Genomic DNA, 17,051 nt, shown 5'->3' on the forward strand with positions numbered 1-17,051 from the left:
AAATTTCGTATCTTTGCGGCCTGAATTAAGTAAAGCAGAAGATGTTAGATAAACTGGAAGCTATAAAACAGCGGTTTGAAGAGGTAAATGAGCAACTCATCCAGCCAGATGTTGCCAGTGACCTCAAGAGATATAAGTCGTTGAACAAAGAGTTCAAGGACCTGGAGAAGATCGTGGCCGAGTACGAGCGTTACAAGCTGCTACTCAGCAACATTGAGCATACCAAAGAGGTGATCTCCACCGAGAAAGACGAGGATTTCCGGGAGATGGCCAAAGAAGAACTGGACGAATTGCTGCCGCAGCGCAACGAGATGGAGGAACGCATCAAAGAGATGCTGATCCCCACGGACCCGGATGACAGCAAAGACATCATCATGGAGATCAGGGCGGGAGCCGGGGGCGACGAGGCCTCTCTCTTCGCTGGTGATTTATACCGCATGTACAGCCGTTTCGCGGAGAAGCAGGGCTGGAAGATGGAAGTCATTGACGTGATGGAAGGCACCGCCGGCGGTTACAAAGAGGTAATCGTGGGCATCAAGGGCGAGGACGTGTACGGCAAGCTCAAGTTTGAGTCGGGCGTGCACCGCGTACAGCGCGTTCCCGCCACGGAGACGGCCGGACGTATTCACACCTCGGTGGCATCAGTAGTGGTACTGCCGGAAGTGGAAGAACTGGACATCGACCTGAACATGAACGACATCCGGAAGGATCTTTTCTGTTCTTCGGGCCCGGGTGGTCAGTCTGTGAACACCACGTATTCCGCCGTTCGCCTCACGCACATTCCTACCGGCTTGGTGGCGCAGTGCCAGGATCAGAAATCGCAGCTGAAGAACTTTGACAAAGCCCTGGCCGTGTTGCGTTCCCGGATCTACGAGCAGGAACTCGCCAAGAAAAACGAGGTGGAAGGTGCCCAGCGCAAGAGCATGGTGGGCGGCGGCGACCGTTCAGATAAGATCAGAACCTACAACTACCCGCAGGGCCGCGTGACCGATCACCGCATCGGGTTAACGGTGTACAACCTGCCCAACGTGGTAGACGGTAACATTGACGAGTTTGTGGAGCAGCTCCGTATCGCGGAGAACGCCGAGCGCTTGAAAGAAGGCGTTCAGGCCTAAGCGCCTTGAGTACAGAAAGCGCAGTTCACCAGAGCTGCGCTTTTTTTATTTCTTTGTTTTAGGCCCGGTTTCCGGAAAACATTCCCAAAACAGGGCAGATAAATAACATCAAGTTAGCTACGCAGTAGCACATTGTTTCATCAGCACCTTACACGTTCATGCATCGGTTTACGCGTTCTTCTTCCATCAAAACGTTGCTGCAAAGCCTGGCGCTGGTGTGCACGGTAGGCTGGTGGATGAGCGCGTGCACGCCCCGTGATGAGGAAATCACTCCCGATGCGAGTGCCACACTCCGGCTGGAAGCCGATACGGTGCTTTTTGACACGGTCTTCACCGAGGTGGGCAGCGTGACCAAGCGCCTGAAGGTCTACAACCCCAACCAGAACGCCGTCCGGATCTCTGAGATCAAAGTAGGCGGCATGGGTGCCTCGGCGTTTCAGGTGTTTGTGAACGGGGCCGCCGGGCCGCAGCTGCAGAACGTGGAGCTCAGGGGCAAAGACAGTCTGCTCATTCTGGTCAAAGCCACCATCAACCCTACCGCGCAGGAGCAACCGTTCCTGGTCAATGACTCCATCCTGTTCCTGACCAACGGAAACCAGCAGCAGGTAAAACTGGTAGCCTACGGGCAGAACGCCACCTATTACCGCAACAACTATAGTACCGCGCCCGGTGAAGTTTGGACCTCGGCCAAAGCGCACGTCATCTATGATTCCGTGACGGTACCGGCGGGCCAGACGCTCACCATTCAGAAAGGCAGCCAGATCCATCTGCACAAAAACGCCAAGATAAAGGTGCTGGGTACGCTCAACGTGGAGGGCGAGCACGAGAAACGGGTGGTGTTCCAGCAGGTGCGCCTGGAGGAGCAGTACCGCAACGCGCCCGGGCAGTGGCAGGGACTGGAGTTCTTGCCGGGCAGCCAGCCTAGTGAGCTGCGGTACGTGGAGATCAAGAATGCCGTCACTGGAATTTACCTTTTGGCCCAGGGCGATCAGGTTCCCCGTGTAACAGTTAAGCACGCTTTTCTGAAAAACATGCTACAAACGGGTGTGTTGAGCCACGGCGGCCAGGTAGACCTCATCAACAGCATCATCACCAACTGCGGGCAGTACACCTTCTCCGGGCAAGGCGGCACCTACACCATCTACTTCAGTACGCTAGCCAATTTCAGTCCGGATTTTATCAGGGCCACGCCGTCCGTTTCTTTTCAGGAAGGAAGCACACCGTACCAGGTTCAGATCATCAACAGCATCATCTGGAGCCGGCAGGAAGAAGAACTGGACTTGCAGCCGTTAACCGCGAATTCTACCATCCAGATCAGGAATTCATTTGTGAAGACGAAGAAGTTTGCCGGGCAGTTCAGCGAGCCAACCCTTCAGAACCAACTCAACGTGGACCCGCTGTTCCGTGACGCGCCCAAGTTCGATTTCCAGCTCATCAAACTGTCTCCGGCCAACGCGGCAGGCACCCCGCTCTCCGGCATTGCCGTAGATTACGAGAACAAACCCCGTGATGCCCAGAAGCCCGATGCTGGGGCTTTTGAAGTAGACTATTAACCGACGCTTACCCTATGAAGTGGTTCCAGAAAACGCTCCGCCTGCCCGCCGTGAAACGTGGCTTTCACCTCATCACCGATCTGCTGGAAGCCCAGTTGCCCGAGTTGGAGGAAATAGAGGTAGGCCTGGCGCACATCTTCATCCAGCATACCTCGGCCAGCCTTTCCATCAACGAGAACGCCGACCCTACCGTGCGCCACGACTTTGAGCAGCACTTCAACCGCATGGTGCCCGAGAACGCGCCCTACTACCGCCACACCTTGGAAGGTCCCGATGACATGCCCGCGCATATCAAAGCCGCTTTGCTGGGAGCATCGGTCACGGTACCCATCACCAACGGCCGCCTGAACGTAGGCACCTGGCAAGGAATCTACCTCTGCGAGCACCGCGACCACGGCGGCAAACGCACCATCGTCATCACGCTGCAGGGGAAGTAGGAGATTTCAGGTAGTAACTTCGAGTAGAGGAGAATATTCCGTAGGGGCAATCCCTGGTGGTTGCCCTTGTTTCGTTCACAAACGTGAAAGGGCAACCACCAGGGATTGCCCCTACAACGCTAACTCTGTTTCGGGCCTGCTTTTCAGAAAACAGGCCCGAAACAGAGTTAGCGTGCTTCCGGGGAATAATCTATCTGGGAGAAGTTCACGGTGAAGGTGGTGCCTTGGCCGAGGGCACTTTCCACGTCAATGGTGCCGCCCAGCGCCTTCACCTGCATGCGGGTAAGGTAGAGCCCCAGCCCCTTGGATTGTTCCACCTGATGGAACACCTTGTACAAGCCAAACAGCTTATCGCCCACGTGGTCCAGGTCCATGCCGATGCCGTTGTCTGCGATGGAGAGGTGGATCGTGTCTGCAGTTCGCCAGCTTTTGATGGTAATCTGCGGCTGACGCTCCGGGGCGCGGTACTTCAGGGCATTGGAGATGAAGTTGTGCAGGATACTCTCCAGGTACAGCTTGGGGATGGAGATGGTGGCAACCTCCAGCTGGGTGATGATCTGCGCGTCGGTTTCGGTAATGGTGGCGGCCAGGTTTTGGGTCTCCTTTTCGATAAGTTCGGCCAAAACGACTTCCTCATGCGGAAGCTGGTTCACCAGATGCGTCTTCAGGATGATGTTCAGGTCATCAATGGTCTCCGACATGTTATCGCTCACCTTCTTAACGCTTTCCATGGCGTAGGCGGCGCTTTCCTGGTCGGGCTCAGCGGTGTAGAAATTGTGCAGACTTTTGATGGTGGCCAGCGGCGAGCGCAGGTTGTGCGAGATGATGTACGCGAAATCCTCCAGCTGGGCGTTTCTGGTGCGCAGTTGCTCGGTGTTGAGCAGCAGTTCCTGGTTCAGGTTCTCCAGTTCGTTTGTCTGGTTGCGCAGCCGGATCGCGATCAGGTCTTTGAGCAGAATCTGCGTAATCTCCACCTCGTTGATGCTCCAGGGCTGCGATTTGCCCTTGATCACCTCCACCCATTTCTCAAAGGATTTACGCGGATGAATGCGCAGGCCATCGGTAGCCATGGGTTTCTCGGGGTTGCCGGCCCATATCCGCGTCTCCTTGATCTCGGGTTTGAAGAACAGCAGGTACTCCTGGTTGTAGCGCGAGATCTCCAAGGCCAGCAGCCCACTGGCGCCTTCCCGGATGGCCTCGGCATGCGGATACTCCGCAGATAACTGGCGGGTACAGAAGACCCCCTCTGACACGTGCTCTGAAAGCCAGTGGACCAGTTTCCTGATCTCCTCTTGGGCGGGCGTCGCCCCGAAGGTGGTGAGCGTACCATCCAGCAGCAGCGCCGCGCCCTTGCTTTCGGTGATATCTAATAAAGTGGGCGTCTGCCCGAAAAGACCATCGGCAAACGACAGGCCGCTGTTCAGGTGCTGCACCAGCGCGCGTTCTACCTGTTTGTAACGGTTGAATTGCTCCTGGTCCCGTTTCTCCTGAATGGAGGCAATCACGTTCCCGAAGGTTTTGGCCACCAGATCACAAAGTTGCCGCCGCCAGATGTCAATGTACGTGGGTTCCACGTTGTGGCAGGCAATCACGCCCCACAGCTTGTTCTTCACGAGGATAGAGAACGAAATGGTCGCAGCCACGCCCGTATTCCGGATGTACTCCAGGTGAATCTCAGAAGGATTGCGCAGCTCTGACTTTAAGATATTGGTGGGTGCCCCGGTGCCGGGGTTGAGGTACGGGTAAATTCCTACGGCCGGAGCGTTGACATCGGGGATCTGGCGCACGTGCTTGTGCAGGAGCAGTTCCCGGGCCGGAGCCGGAATATCAGTGGCCGGGAAGTGGTGCCCAATGAAGGACTGCAGGTGGGGCGCGCAGCTCTCGGCAATCACATCGGTGTTCCACTCAGAATCAAACTGGGTGACGTCTACCCGGTCATAGGCCAGAATCTCGCGCAGGGTATCGGCCACGGCCTGGGCCACTCCCTCCAAGGTGTACAAATGATTGAGCCGGTTATGGAGCTGGCAGAGAATGGTGTTGTGGTGCATCTTCTCCGCATCGGGGTAAGGAGCACTGGGCTCCCCCTCCAGCATGATTTTACCCTCCGTTTTGTGAAAATACCCGATAAACGGCTTCCCGCCCAACGTCAGGAAATGGGTACCCGGCAGATGCGGGTCAAAGGCGGCATCCTCCGCGGAGAACAGGCTCCCCAGGGGCTTGCCAATGATTTCCTCCACCGAGAAAGGCAGAAACTGGCCCACGTTTTTGCTGGCCTGCTCTATTTGTAACGTGTCCTGGTCCAGCACCAACAAGAAACCATGGGGCTGGATGCGACCGATCAGGTGAATGGGTTCACTGTCACAATTAGAAAGGTCAACGTGGTGATTATGATAATTTTGCATGCTAATACTACTTCCTCTGCTGAGGTTCCAAGGGGTAGGAAAGGAGTTGAGGTTAACGCGGTAAGACAATTTACGTTACATATTTTCCTAACTTACCTCCAATTTCACATTTTTCTGGGAAAACGCCTACAAAAGACCCTTCCCAGGCTTTATTCTTACTGTATGTTTGTTTCCCTCAGTTCCTTTACCATTGCCAATGACACCGAAGCCAGCGTGAAAGAGGCATTTAGAAATAGACCTCACCTGGTAGACGATGCGCCCGGTTTCCAGAGGCTGGAAGTGCTGTCTCCGCAGGACAACCCCAATGAAATCTGGCTTATGACCTACTGGGACGATGAGGAGAGTTTCAAGACCTGGTACAAAAGCCACCAGTACCATGATTCCCACCACGGCATTCCCAAAGACACCAAACTGGTGCCCGGCAGCGTCAAGATCCGGTATTTCTCCAAAGTAGGCGAATAGCCCGCCAGCGGAAAATCTTCCTTATTGGTAATGGGTTATGGAGTCACCTCACCGGTGACCGTGTACCGTTCTGCGCCTACCAGGAGCAGCTTCTGCGTCTCATCCAGGCGATACCGGAGCAGGCGGGGCGATGGGCCCGCCTGGGCTTCCAGGTGCAGCAGCTTTTTGGTGTTGAACATCATGTTCTCCTGCACAATGACGGCGTCCAGCTGCATTAACTGGCCCTGGGCATCCAGGACATAGGTGACTTCCTGTACGTTGGTGGAGGCGTCTTCCTTCGCTTTGTAGGTGCGTACCTGCTGCCCCTGCGCGTTGGTGAAGGTTTGCTCGTCAAAGAGCCCTTTCAGGGCAGGCTTGTTGATGTCCGCATCGGCGAACGGGGCCAGTTCCTCGGTCCAGTTCAGGGAAGTAAAGATTTTCTCCTCGTTGACCTTGCCCTCCTTAGACACCGTTTTGCGCACGGCCGCTTTTTTCGCCGTTAACGCGTTTGCCTCTTGATCCAGAAAGCTGACTACGTCATAGGCCTGCTGCGTGCGCGGCACTTCAGGGGCCGCTTTCCCGTCGTCCTGGCAGGCACCGGTTCCCAGCAGCAGCGCTGAAACAAGAACAAAGGTTGATTTCTTAACCCAAAAACGGAAAGGCATAAGCTGAGGCATGAGTAACAAAGAAGAAAGAAGCAAAGCGGCTTTTGGCCTGTTTTACGGATAACAGATAAAAAACGGAGATAGAGAAAGCGAAAGGGCTTCTCCATCTCCGTTTCTAGTGTACGGATGTACTATTCTATAGTAGGGATCAGCAGCGAAGTACCGGTCATGTCGGCGGGGGCCTGCACTCCTAAGAGGGCCAGCACCGTAGGCGCGATGTCGCCCAGTTTCCCGTCCATCAGTTCGCCTTTGTACTGCTCATCCGCTAAGATGATAGGCACCAGGTTGGTGGTGTGCGCGGTGTTAGGCGTACCGTCTGGGTTGCGCATCATGTCGGCGTTGCCGTGATCAGCGATGATGATGGAGGCGTACCCGTGGGCCAAAGCAGCAGTCACGACGGCCTGGGTACACTGGTCCACGGTTTCCACAGCTTTCACGGCGGCTTCAAACACACCGGTGTGGCCTACCATGTCTGGGTTGGCGAAGTTGAGGCAGATGAAATCAGCGGTCTCGGCTTCGATCTCGGGCACAATGGCGTCTCTGATGTCAAATGCGCTCATCTCAGGCTGCATGTCATAGGTAGCCACCTTGGGCGACGGGCACAACAGGCGCTTCTCGCCGTCAAACGGTTGCTCGCGGCCACCGGAGAAGAAGAACGTCACGTGCGGGTATTTCTCGGTCTCGGCAATCCTGATCTGGGTTTTGCCGGCTTGCTCCAGCACTTCGCCCAGGGTGTTAGCCAGGTTGTCCTTATCGAAAATAGGTTGCACGCCCACAAACGTGTCGTCGTAGTTGGTGAGGGTGTAGTAGCGGAGGCTCAGCGGGCGCATGTCCTGCTCAGGGAACTCGCGCTGCGTCAAGGCCTGAGTAATCTCGCGGCCACGGTCGGTTCGGAAGTTGAAGCAGATCACTACGTCGCCTTCCTGGATATGCGCCATCGGCTCGCCGTTCTCCCCAAGACACACAATGGGCTGGATGAACTCATCGGTGACGCCGTTGTCATAAGACTCCTGAATGGCTTCGCGCCAGTTCACAGAGGCTCTGCCTTGCCCGTTCACCAGCAGATCATAGGCCAGTTTCACGCGCTCCCAGCGGTTGTCGCGGTCCATGGCGTAATAGCGGCCAATGATGGAGGCGATCTTTCCGCCAGTGGTGTCCAGGTGGTTCTGCAGATCGGTTAAGTAGGCCAGTCCGCCTTTGGGATCGGTGTCACGGCCATCGGTGAAGGCGTGGACAAACACGTTGAGCGCGCCCTGCTCCTGCGCCAGCGAGCAAAGCGCTTTCAGGTGTTCAATGTGCGAGTGCACCCCGCCGTCTGACACCAGCCCGATGAAGTGCACGGGTTTGCCGTTTTCGCGGGCAAATTGGAAAGCATCCTGCAAAACAGGGTTCTGGCCCAGGGTTTTCTCCCGGATGGCCACGTTCACTTTCACCAGGTCCTGGTACACCACGCGCCCGGCACCCAAGTTCATGTGGCCCACCTCAGAGTTACCCATCTGGCCCTCGGGCAGCCCCACGGCCTCACCGGAGGCTTCTAGCCGGGCATGCGGAAACCGGTGGAATAAAGAATCCATAAAAGGAGTATTGGCGTGCTCAATCGCCGACACGGAAGGGTCTGTTCCCAGGCCCCATCCGTCTAGAATCATCAAAAGTACCTTCTTGCTCATGCGCGTAAAGATACAAGCCCGGCCGGAAAAAGTAGCGCTCCGGCTTTGAATATAGAGATTTCCTGTATCTTTAGGGGTGTGAACTTATCTGCCTTTGGCATAGTTTTGGCATTGGATAAGGAAAACTTGCGTAAAACAGACATGAAAAACTTAAAGAGATTGATGGCGATGACCTTGGTGCTGTTGGGGATGCTGGTAGGCGCTGGACAGGTAGCTGCTCAATCTGACGTGATGGGCGGTATCCAGTCAGCGATCAAAGCGGGTTCTTCCCGTGACCTGGCCCGCTACTTCAATTCAAAGGTAGACGTGAACATTGACGGAGAGACCGGAAGCTACAGCCAAAGCCAGGCCGAGATGGTGGTACGGAACTTCTTCAGCAAGAACGCCCCGGCAGGGTTCAGTTTCGATCACCAGGGCGGTTCTGAAGACGGACAGCGCTACGCCATTGGCAAATACAACCACAAAGGCGGCCGCTACAACGTGGTGGTGAAGGTGAAGAAATACGGCGATTCCTATAAGATTGACACCATTGAGTTTAAGTAAAAGCCCTAAGACTTTTGCTTGAAAGGAAATATAATTGGCCGCTTCGCGCCGATAGTTAGAAAAGGCACCGATAGTTCGGTGCCTTTTTTTATTTTTGCATCGTGAAAGCATCCTACCTTACCCAAGAAGGCATTAGGGCATTTATCCGGCAGGCCCTGCAGGAAGACGTAGCCGACGGCGACCACTCGTCTCTGGCTTCTATCCCTGAGAGTGCCCAGAACCAGGCCAAGCTCCTGGTGAAAGACCGCGGCGTGCTGGCCGGGGTGGAACTGGCCTGGAAAATCTTCCATGAGGTAGACCCCACGCTTCGGTTAGAGGTGTTTTTACAAGACGGGGCCCAAATCAACCACGGCGATATTGCCTTCACCGTGCACGGCAAAGCCCAGTCCATTTTGACCGCTGAGCGGCTGGTGTTGAACTGCATGCAGCGCATGAGCGGCATTGCCACCTACACGCAGAGCCTCATGAAGCTCATTGAGGGCACCGGCGCTAAACTGCTGGACACCCGCAAGACCACCCCTAACTTCCGGATGATGGAGAAATGGGCGGTTTTGATTGGCGGCGGCACCAACCACCGGTTCGGGCTGTATGACATGATCATGCTCAAAGACAACCACGTAGACTACGCTGGGGGCATCAGGCAAGCCATTGAGGCCACCCACCGCTACCTGGAGAAACTGGGCAAGCCGCTCAAGATTGAAGTGGAAACCCGCAACCTGGACGAGGTGCGGCAGGCGCTGGAGACCGGCGGCATTGACCGCATCATGCTAGACAACTTTGCAGTACCTTTGCTGCGCGAAGCGGTGGAACTGATTGGCGGCCGTTTTGAAACTGAGGCCTCCGGCGGTATCACCGAGGAAACCATCAGGGCCGTGGCCGAGACCGGGGTGAACTACATCTCCGTAGGCGCCTTGACGCACTCCAACCGCAGCCTGGACCTGAGTTTGAAAGCGTTCAAGTAGTAGCACGATTATAAAAGAGTAAAAGAGAATAAATTAAAACCAATAAAGGTAGAAGCGTAGAAAGCAGAAAGTTGGCAGGTGGAACATCATGATACATGATACTTGCTACGTGATACCACAGAGTTATGCAACAACCAAATCAACGCGGCGGGCAACGGGTACAGCAACAGCAGCCTTTCAACCCCCTGGCCATCCGCACGAAGAAGAACCAGTTAGACAAGAACGATTACGCCAAGATGGCGCTGGTGCAGGTCTGGAAGAAAGAATGGTGGCGGGCGCTTATTCCGCTGGTCTTGTTCTCTTTGCCGGCCGCTTTCGCCTTCTCGTGGTGGTGGGTAGCCGGGGCCGTGATCGTGACCGTGCTGTACGTGCTGGTGCGCTCGGCGCAGGTGATGGGCGTAACCCAGATGGAGCAGAGCAACGTGCTGTTTGAGCGCGTGATGTTTGAGATTGACCAGCGCCAGATCCTTATGAAGCGCAACGACCGCGAGGGAATGGCCCTGCAGTGGGAAATGATTGACCGCGTGGCCACCACCAAAGACGCCTACCAGATGTACCTGAAAGGCCCCGCCGCTGACCAACTGCCCAAAGGCTGGAAAGGCTGGGTGGCCAAGACGTTCAACGTGCCCGTGTTCCTGCACCTGCCGTTCAAGATTTTTAACAGCCCCAATGACCTCAAACTCATGGAATCACTGTTGCGCCGTAAAAACCTTATTCCCGCGTAAGCGTCTAAAACAACAGAACCTGTTTTCGACTTAATTTTCCCAAAGATGATAAAAAACACCCTTTCCGTTTTCGCCGTGGCCGGTGCGCTTTTACTGGCCTCCTGCAGCAGCCAGCCTTCTGACCTGCGTCCTGAGGTTAAAGTTTCTGATGACTCTGTGCCTCCGGGAATGCGCAACAACACCTCCAACATTGACAATGGAAACAATGAGGCGGAAGTAACCCGCCCAGACGTGAACGTGAACCATGACGAGCACGAGAACCGGACCAAGCCAGGTGCTGAGAAAGGCACGCTCCCTAGCCAGAAAAGCGTAGACAAAAACGCGGTAGAAAACCACGAAGGGGCAGAGAACCACGAATAATCACACCTTATCTGAAGCCCGTTTTTGGCTTGTTTTCTTTAAAACAGACCAAAAACGGGCTTCGGCGTACCTTTCAATTTCTATGAGAAAGACTTTCCTTGCCGGGGCCATCCTGTTGAGCACCCTGGGCACCGTTTCTTCCTGCAACAACTCCTCTACCACTGAGCAGCCGGGCACTTCCGCCACCGCAGACACTGCCGCCTCCAAAGAGCAGATGGCCTACATCTGCCCCATGGAATGTGAAGGCAGCGCCAGCATGGAGCCAGGCACATGCCCGGTATGCAAAATGGACTTAGAGAAGAACCCTGCCTATGCGGCAGTTACAGACTCTGCTGCCGTTCAGTAAGCCCTGTACCCGCGGTGTTAAGCACCGGGATAGACGTGTTGCCTGCTTACCTATTTCCGTACCCGCATGATACACCCGGAAGATTGGTTTCATACCTGGTTTGATTCACCGTATTACCACCTCCTGTACCGGAACCGCGATGCCCAGGAGGCCCAGCGGTTCTTGGACAACCTCCTGAATCATCTCCGGCCGAAACCCACCTGCCGCCTCATGGACCTGGCCTGCGGAAAAGGAAGGCACTCGGTGTACCTGAACCAGAAAGGCTATGATGTCACCGGCCTGGATCTGTCTGAGCGGAGCATTGCCTACGCGCGGCAATTTGAGAACGAAAGGCTCCGGTTCTTTGTGCATGACATGCGCGAGGTGTTCCAGCCAGAAGCCTTTGACTTTGTCTTCAACCTGTTCACCAGCTTTGGGTATTTCAGTGCTGATTACGAGAACGTGATCGCGTTGCGGGCCAGCACCGCCTCCCTTAAACCGGGCGGCAAGTTCATCATTGACTTCATGAACACGCCGCGGGTCATCAACCGGCTGGTATCCCGGGAAACGAAGGAGGTGGGCGGCATCACCTTTCACATCACGCGCAAAGTAGAGGCGGGCTTCATTCTCAAGACCATCACTTTTGAGGACCAGGGGCAGCCGTATGAGTTTTTAGAAAGAGTACGGGCGCTCCAGTACCAGGAGTTTCTGGAGTACTTCCAGATGGCCCAGCTTCGGTTGGCTCACGTGTTCGGGGATTATCACCTGGGGCCGTATGATCCGGAGAAGAGCGAACGTATGATTTTCATCCTGAAGAAATAACTTCCATGATAGTAGCGGTCTCCGTTCTATTCTTTACCGTCTTGGGCGCGGGCTGGCTTGTGCGCTTTCTCCCCCAGGACAACCAACGCTGGCTGAAGCTGCTGCTGGCTTTCAGTGGGGCCTATTTGTTTGCGCTCACCATCCTGCACATCTTGCCCGATGTCTTGCTCAGCACCCAGGACCCGCACCGGGTGGGCTTCTACATTCTGGCGGGCTTCTTCCTGCAACTGGTGCTGGAGGGCTTCTCGCACGGGGTAGAGCACGGGCACATCCACGCGCATCCGCAAGGCGAGGGGCACCATCATAACCACGGAACGGTGCCGGTGCTGCTGCTGACCTCGCTGATCATCCATTCGTTTCTGGAGGGCAGCGTCATGGTCCAGAGCCGCATGGCCGCCCAACAGGCGCATGAACACCTGCACCACCACGCCCACGTAGGCGACAATTTCTACCACATTCTGGCGGGCATCGCGCTGCACCATATTCCGGCGGCCATCGCGCTGATGTCGGTGCTGGTGACGCAGCTGCATAGCTTTAAGAAGGCCTTCGGGTATTTGTTGCTGTTTGCGGTGGCTTCGCCGCTGGGTCTGCTGTTCAGCAATTACGTGGCGCTGGAGAAACTGCTTTCCGGGGAGGCTTATACGGTGCTGTCGGGCTTAGTGGTCGGGAACTTCCTACACATCTCCACCACCATCTTGTTTGAGACCAGCCCCGAGCATCGGTTTAACCGAGGCAAATTGCTGGCCACCATCGCCGGGGCGTTGATCGCCATTGGCGCAGGCATGCTGTAGAAACTGGGCAGACACATCAAGTATCCAGACCGCCGGTCCGTTTTGAGCTTGTTTTCCCAAAAGCAGGCTTAAAACGGACCGGCGGTTCTGTTTAAGGCTCTCGGCGGAAGCCCAATTTTCACAAGGCGCACGCCCGGAAAAGAAAGTTTAACGGGAGTCCCGCCAAGGCGTGAGCGCGCGGGCCGGTTTTCCGTACAATGATTTTCTACTCTGCAAGATGACATTCCTATGAAAAGAATCATGGTGCTGCTCTCGGTGCTGGTACTAGTGGGAGCCGTGGGATATTGGCTCTACAAGCGGTACGCGCAAGGCCCCGAGTTCTCTTTATACCAAATAAAACAGGCCGTAGACAACCGCGATCTGGTGGCGCTGGAGAAGTACGTGGATGTGGACCGCACCACGGCCAGTTTCCTGGACCAGGCCATGCAGGCCGGCATGGCCGAGCTGCCCCAGAAAGAGCAGGCGTTGGCGGCCATGGCGTTGGGCATGGCCATGGCTTCCAAGAAGCAGGAAGTGCTGCAGTCCATTAGGGGAGGCATTGAAGACTACGTAGCCCACCGCAAATCCATGAACGGTCGGCCTGCCGCGGTGAGCGAAGAGGAGTGGGAGCAACTGCAGGCCGTGCTGCCCCTGCAAAAGCTCCTGCAGGAAAACCCCTTGACCAACAGCCGCCTGGAAGGAATCTCCTACGTAAACCGCAATGATTCACTGGCCGTGGTGGGCCTGGATTTGCGCGTACCCTCGCAACCGAACCCGGTGATTGTGGAAGTGCAGATGCGTGACCGGGGCAACTATTGGCAAGTGGTGGGCTTACCCAACGCGGGTCCGGTCATGAAGCAGTTGGGCTTGCTGGAGACGTTCAAAAACCTGAAGAACCTGCCCCAGCTGAAGCTGCGCATGTAAACTCAGAAACGTTTTGCTTTTCTTTCCATCCATCCTTCTTCCGTTTTAGGGCACTTTTGCGTAAATCGGGGCTAAAGCTGCTTGCCTCCTGACTCATGGTTAATTTCCTGCTTATTGACTGCCCAGACCGCAAGGGCCTCATCTTCACCATCACCCAGATCGTCTTCCGCAACAACCTCAACATCACCAGCAACGATGAATTTGTAGACCGCCAGCAGAATCAGTTCTTCATGCGGGCCGAGTTGGCCGGCGAAGTACATCCTGCCGCCCTGGTGCAGGAACTGAGCGCCGAGTTGCCGCCCGAAGCCAACATCCGCCTGGTGCCGGAGCGAAAGAAGAACATCGTGCTACTGGTCACCAAGGAACACCATTGCCTGGGCGATCTGCTGTTGCGCCACGAGTACGGCGATCTGAACGCCAACATTCTGGCCGTACTGGGAAACTACGCGGAGCTGGAGTCGCTGGTGTCGCGCTTCGGGATTCCGTTTCACCACGTGTCCCATGAGCACAAAACCCGCGAGGAGCACGACCAGGAAATGAGCCGAATTCTGGCCGATTATTCGCCGGAGTATGTGGTGCTGGCCAAGTACATGCGGGTGCTCAGCCCGGCGTTTGTGGCGCAGTTCCCCAACCGCATCATCAACATCCATCACTCGTTCCTGCCCGCCTTCATTGGCGCGAACCCGTACCGGCAGGCCTATGAGCGGGGCGTGAAGATCATCGGTGCCACCGCTCACTTTGTGAACAGTGACCTGGACGAAGGCCCTATCATCGCGCAGAACGTCATCCAAGTGAACCACACGCAGGATGCCCGCGACATGGCGCAGTCGGGCCGCGATGTGGAGAAGATTGTCTTGGCGCAGGCCCTGAAGCTGGTCTTTGCGGAGAAGGTGTTTGTGAGCAACAACAAAACCATCATCTTTTAGAGGTGCTTGGCCTTAGCGCTTCTAAGGTGCAATTCATAAGGAACCATAGCTGAGTACCCTTTCTTTTGTGCTCATTTCATGGAACAACATTGTACAGAATTATGTACATTTGAATAGAGTAAAAGAGAACAGCCATGATATCATTAACTGTAAGTGCCTTCAGAAACAACATCAAGAACTACCTTGATCTGGTGACCAAATCATTGGAGACGTTGGTAATTCCCAGGGAGAATGAAGAGGCTGTGGTGATCATGCCTTTGCAGGAATACAACTCCATCATGGAAACCGCTCACCTGCTCTCCACTCCCGCTAACCGCCACAGGTTGGAAGAGTCGCTTGCCCAGGCGGAAAGCGGTCAAACGATTGCTTTCTCCCTAGAAGATCTCCAGAAGGAAATAGAAAAATAGGTGCATGGAATTCAGGTTCACCAAGAACGGCCATGAAGATCTCTTCTATTTTGTTAAGACCGGTGACTTTGCTATTGTAAAGCGCATTTATGAATTGCTTGAAGCCATAAGAAAAGATCCCTTTAACGGGCTTGGGAAACCGGAGCCCCTAAAGCATGACTTAAAGAGCTATTGGTCACGGCGCATCACCCACGAGCACCGTTTAGTTTACAAGGTAACAGGCACAAAAGGGATAGATCAGGTATGTACCATCATCCAGTGCCGGTTACACTATTAAAGATCAAGTAACCCTACTCTGTTGCCTTTTCTTTACTGCAAGTTCCCTCACTTCAGGAGATTGATTCTTGTATCTTATAAATTAGCAGTTCCTCAGAGCCTTTCTAGTTTGCCCACAAGATCTTTTCAAGATGACAGGGCGAGGAGAAGATGGCTTTCGTAAAAGCCGCTCAGAAACAGACAGCTTTCTGCTACTGACCATCAGCAATACACCACCAGCAACCTTTAATACATGCGGGGCAATTCAATGCCTTTGATCTTCCGGAAGAGGCTGATGGCGCTGCTGTCGGTGAGGCCGGAGATGAAATCAGTGATGTTGAGGATCTTCTCGTAGCTGTCTGGGGAGAGTTGGCGCTGCGGCCCCAGGAACTGATCGGGCACCAGGTCCAGGTATTTGCGGTGTTTTCCGGAAAACGGCTCAAAAACGGCTTTCAGAAACGCTTCCAGCAAGCCGCCCAGCACCTCGAAACCTGCGGCCTCAATCTCCAGCACCGGCCGGTGGCGGTAAATCCGCTCAATAGAGATTTTCTTGATCTCGTCCAGGGCGGCTTTCTGCTGCACCAGGTTAATCAGCGATTGGTCAAACGTGCCGCTCAGGATGGCTTCCTCATGGTCCAGGAAAATGCCCGCACACTCATACATCAGGTTGTTGATGATGACGGCCCGCCAAACGCCCAGCTGTTCGCGCCAATCGTGGAAGGTGGTGCTGTGGACTTTGCCGGGGCGCTCATTCAGCAGCGGGTGCAGCAGGTCGCGGGCCTGTTCAAACGGAATCAACCCCAGGCGGCAACCATCCTCAAAGTCAATGATGCGGTAGCAGATGTCATCGGCGGCTTCCACCAGAAACGCCATGGGGTGCCGGTGAAAGGCGTGCTCTCCGGCAGGCAGCATGCCCAGCGCCTCGGCAATCTTCCTGAAATGCGCCTGCTCGGCCTGAAAGAAGCCATACTTTTTCTCGCTGGCTTTTTTGGTGCCTTTCACCACGGCATCTGAGGGGCGCGGGTATTTGGTGAAGGTGGCTAGCGTGCTGTAGGTGAGGCGCATGCCGCAGGTGCCGGTGCTCTGCCCCGGATGCGTGTGCGTGATGATCCTAAAACCGGCGGCGTTGCCTTCAAAATTCTGGAGATCAGAAATCTGGGCCGGAGTCAGGTCCTGTAAGTATGCGGCGGCCTCAAGGCTCCGGAAGAAAGAGGAAATGGCGTCTTCGCCGGAGTGCCCGAAGGGCGGGTTCCCGATGTCGTGCGTGAGGCAGGCGGCCGCCACCATGTCCCCGAAATCAGACTCCAGCATGCCGGGGTGCGCCTCCAGAATAGCCGGATGCCGCTCCAGCAAAGCCTTGCCCACCATACGGCCCAAAGAACGGCCCACGCAGGACGTCTCTAGACTATGGGTAAGCCGGTTGTGCACGAAATCGCTCTCGGGCATGGGCATGACCTGGGTCTTGTTCTGCAACCTCCGGAAAGGCATGGAGAACACCAACCGGTCATAATCGCGCTGAAACTCGCCGCGCACCGACTCATCGGTGGCGTGTTCCAGGGTCTGGGCATCAAAGCGTTTCTTGGAGATCAGGCGCTCCCAATTCATCTGTGGCATGGCAAAACTCTAAGCCCCGAAACTACGCCTCCTCTAGGTCCAAAGCAAAAAATGAAACGCTGTTTCAGGGCCGTTTTCTGGAAAAGAGCACAAAAACAGAAAGGCCCGGAAAAGATGGATTCTTTCCGGGCCTTTCTG

19 protein-coding genes are annotated in these 17,051 nt (G+C 55.3%); 15 read left to right on the forward strand and 4 right to left on the reverse strand.

All coding sequences use genetic code 11. The features are described 5' to 3' along the window. The first annotated feature begins 41 nt into the window (after positions 1 to 41). The 3 genes from prfA (at position 42) to H7U12_RS06875 (ending at position 3,105) form a co-directional block, all read left to right on the forward strand. Positions 42 to 1,115: a peptide chain release factor 1 gene (gene prfA, locus H7U12_RS06865; RefSeq protein WP_186635006.1), complete on the forward strand. Its 1,074-nt coding sequence runs from the start codon at positions 42 to 44 to the stop codon at positions 1,113 to 1,115. Between the two features lie 158 nt (positions 1,116 to 1,273). Then, positions 1,274 to 2,668 (forward strand): hypothetical protein, encoded by a 1,395-nt coding sequence (locus tag H7U12_RS06870; RefSeq protein WP_186635009.1) that lies wholly within the window; start codon positions 1,274 to 1,276, stop codon positions 2,666 to 2,668. A 14-nt stretch (positions 2,669 to 2,682) separates the two neighbouring features. After that, entirely contained in the window at positions 2,683 to 3,105 is a 423-nt protein-coding gene (locus H7U12_RS06875; protein WP_186635012.1) for a secondary thiamine-phosphate synthase enzyme YjbQ, read from the forward strand. 167 nt (positions 3,106 to 3,272) lie between these two features. On the opposite strand, the gene H7U12_RS06880 is transcribed toward H7U12_RS06875, so the two are convergent. Beyond that, positions 3,273 to 5,507 carry an ATP-binding protein gene (locus tag H7U12_RS06880; RefSeq protein ID WP_186635014.1) on the reverse strand — a complete coding sequence of 745 codons (2,235 nt, stop codon included), beginning with the start codon at positions 5,505 to 5,507 and terminating at the stop codon, positions 3,273 to 3,275. A 162-nt stretch (positions 5,508 to 5,669) separates the two neighbouring features. On the opposite strand from H7U12_RS06880, the gene H7U12_RS06885 reads away from it, so the two are divergent. Further along, entirely contained in the window at positions 5,670 to 5,969 is a 300-nt protein-coding gene (locus H7U12_RS06885) for an antibiotic biosynthesis monooxygenase family protein (RefSeq protein ID WP_186635017.1), read from the forward strand. A gap of 35 nt (positions 5,970 to 6,004) precedes the next feature. Here the strand turns inward: H7U12_RS06885 and H7U12_RS06890 are convergent, their stop codons facing one another. After that, positions 6,005 to 6,613, reverse strand: a complete 609-nt coding sequence (locus tag H7U12_RS06890; RefSeq protein ID WP_186635020.1) for a hypothetical protein — start codon at positions 6,611 to 6,613, stop codon at positions 6,005 to 6,007. Between the two features lie 131 nt (positions 6,614 to 6,744). Further along, entirely contained in the window at positions 6,745 to 8,280 is a 1,536-nt protein-coding gene (gpmI, locus tag H7U12_RS06895; RefSeq protein WP_186635023.1) for a 2,3-bisphosphoglycerate-independent phosphoglycerate mutase, read from the reverse strand. Between the two features lie 141 nt (positions 8,281 to 8,421). Between gpmI and H7U12_RS06900 the strand changes: the two genes are divergently transcribed. The 11 genes from H7U12_RS06900 to H7U12_RS06950 all read left to right on the forward strand — a co-directional run bounded on the left by H7U12_RS06900 (position 8,422) and on the right by H7U12_RS06950 (position 15,321). Next, the gene (locus H7U12_RS06900; RefSeq protein WP_186635026.1) at positions 8,422 to 8,823 is read left to right on the forward strand and encodes a DUF4783 domain-containing protein; all 402 of its coding nucleotides are present in this window, start codon (positions 8,422 to 8,424) and stop codon (positions 8,821 to 8,823) included. Between the two features lie 101 nt (positions 8,824 to 8,924). After that, positions 8,925 to 9,785: a carboxylating nicotinate-nucleotide diphosphorylase gene (nadC, locus tag H7U12_RS06905; RefSeq protein WP_186635028.1), complete on the forward strand. Its 861-nt coding sequence runs from the start codon at positions 8,925 to 8,927 to the stop codon at positions 9,783 to 9,785. Between the two features lie 125 nt (positions 9,786 to 9,910). Then, positions 9,911 to 10,510, forward strand: a complete 600-nt coding sequence (locus H7U12_RS06910) for a hypothetical protein (protein ID WP_186635031.1) — start codon at positions 9,911 to 9,913, stop codon at positions 10,508 to 10,510. Positions 10,511 to 10,555: 45 nt separating this feature from the next. Further along, positions 10,556 to 10,870 (forward strand): YajG family lipoprotein, encoded by a 315-nt coding sequence (locus H7U12_RS06915; RefSeq protein ID WP_186635034.1) that lies wholly within the window; start codon positions 10,556 to 10,558, stop codon positions 10,868 to 10,870. Between the two features lie 82 nt (positions 10,871 to 10,952). Then, on the forward strand, positions 10,953 to 11,216 hold the full coding sequence (locus H7U12_RS06920) for a heavy metal-binding domain-containing protein (RefSeq protein WP_186635036.1): 264 nt from the start codon (positions 10,953 to 10,955) through the stop codon (positions 11,214 to 11,216). A 66-nt stretch (positions 11,217 to 11,282) separates the two neighbouring features. Next, positions 11,283 to 12,017: an SAM-dependent methyltransferase gene (locus H7U12_RS06925; RefSeq protein ID WP_186635039.1), complete on the forward strand. Its 735-nt coding sequence runs from the start codon at positions 11,283 to 11,285 to the stop codon at positions 12,015 to 12,017. 5 nt (positions 12,018 to 12,022) lie between these two features. After that, the gene (locus H7U12_RS06930) at positions 12,023 to 12,808 is read left to right on the forward strand and encodes a ZIP family metal transporter (protein ID WP_186635042.1); all 786 of its coding nucleotides are present in this window, start codon (positions 12,023 to 12,025) and stop codon (positions 12,806 to 12,808) included. A 228-nt stretch (positions 12,809 to 13,036) separates the two neighbouring features. Next, positions 13,037 to 13,711, forward strand: a complete 675-nt coding sequence (locus H7U12_RS06935) for a DUF2939 domain-containing protein (protein ID WP_186635045.1) — start codon at positions 13,037 to 13,039, stop codon at positions 13,709 to 13,711. A gap of 95 nt (positions 13,712 to 13,806) precedes the next feature. Beyond that, a complete protein-coding gene (purU, locus tag H7U12_RS06940; protein WP_186635048.1) occupies positions 13,807 to 14,637 on the forward strand; it encodes a formyltetrahydrofolate deformylase in 831 nt (276 codons plus the stop codon). 134 nt (positions 14,638 to 14,771) lie between these two features. Next, on the forward strand, positions 14,772 to 15,044 hold the full coding sequence (locus tag H7U12_RS06945) for a type II toxin-antitoxin system Phd/YefM family antitoxin (protein WP_186635051.1): 273 nt from the start codon (positions 14,772 to 14,774) through the stop codon (positions 15,042 to 15,044). Between the two features lie 4 nt (positions 15,045 to 15,048). Continuing rightward, positions 15,049 to 15,321: a Txe/YoeB family addiction module toxin gene (locus H7U12_RS06950; protein ID WP_186635054.1), complete on the forward strand. Its 273-nt coding sequence runs from the start codon at positions 15,049 to 15,051 to the stop codon at positions 15,319 to 15,321. A 224-nt stretch (positions 15,322 to 15,545) separates the two neighbouring features. Here H7U12_RS06950 and H7U12_RS06955 read toward each other — a convergent pair whose 3' ends face one another. Further along, complete coding sequence (locus tag H7U12_RS06955) at positions 15,546 to 16,913, reverse strand: deoxyguanosinetriphosphate triphosphohydrolase (protein ID WP_186635056.1); 1,368 nt, start codon at positions 16,911 to 16,913, stop codon at positions 15,546 to 15,548. Positions 16,914 to 17,051 lie beyond the last annotated feature (138 nt).

Source organism: Rufibacter sediminis (assembly GCF_014269285.1).
In the GTDB taxonomy this organism is placed as follows: Bacteria; Bacteroidota; Bacteroidia; order Cytophagales; family Hymenobacteraceae; genus Nibribacter; species Nibribacter sediminis.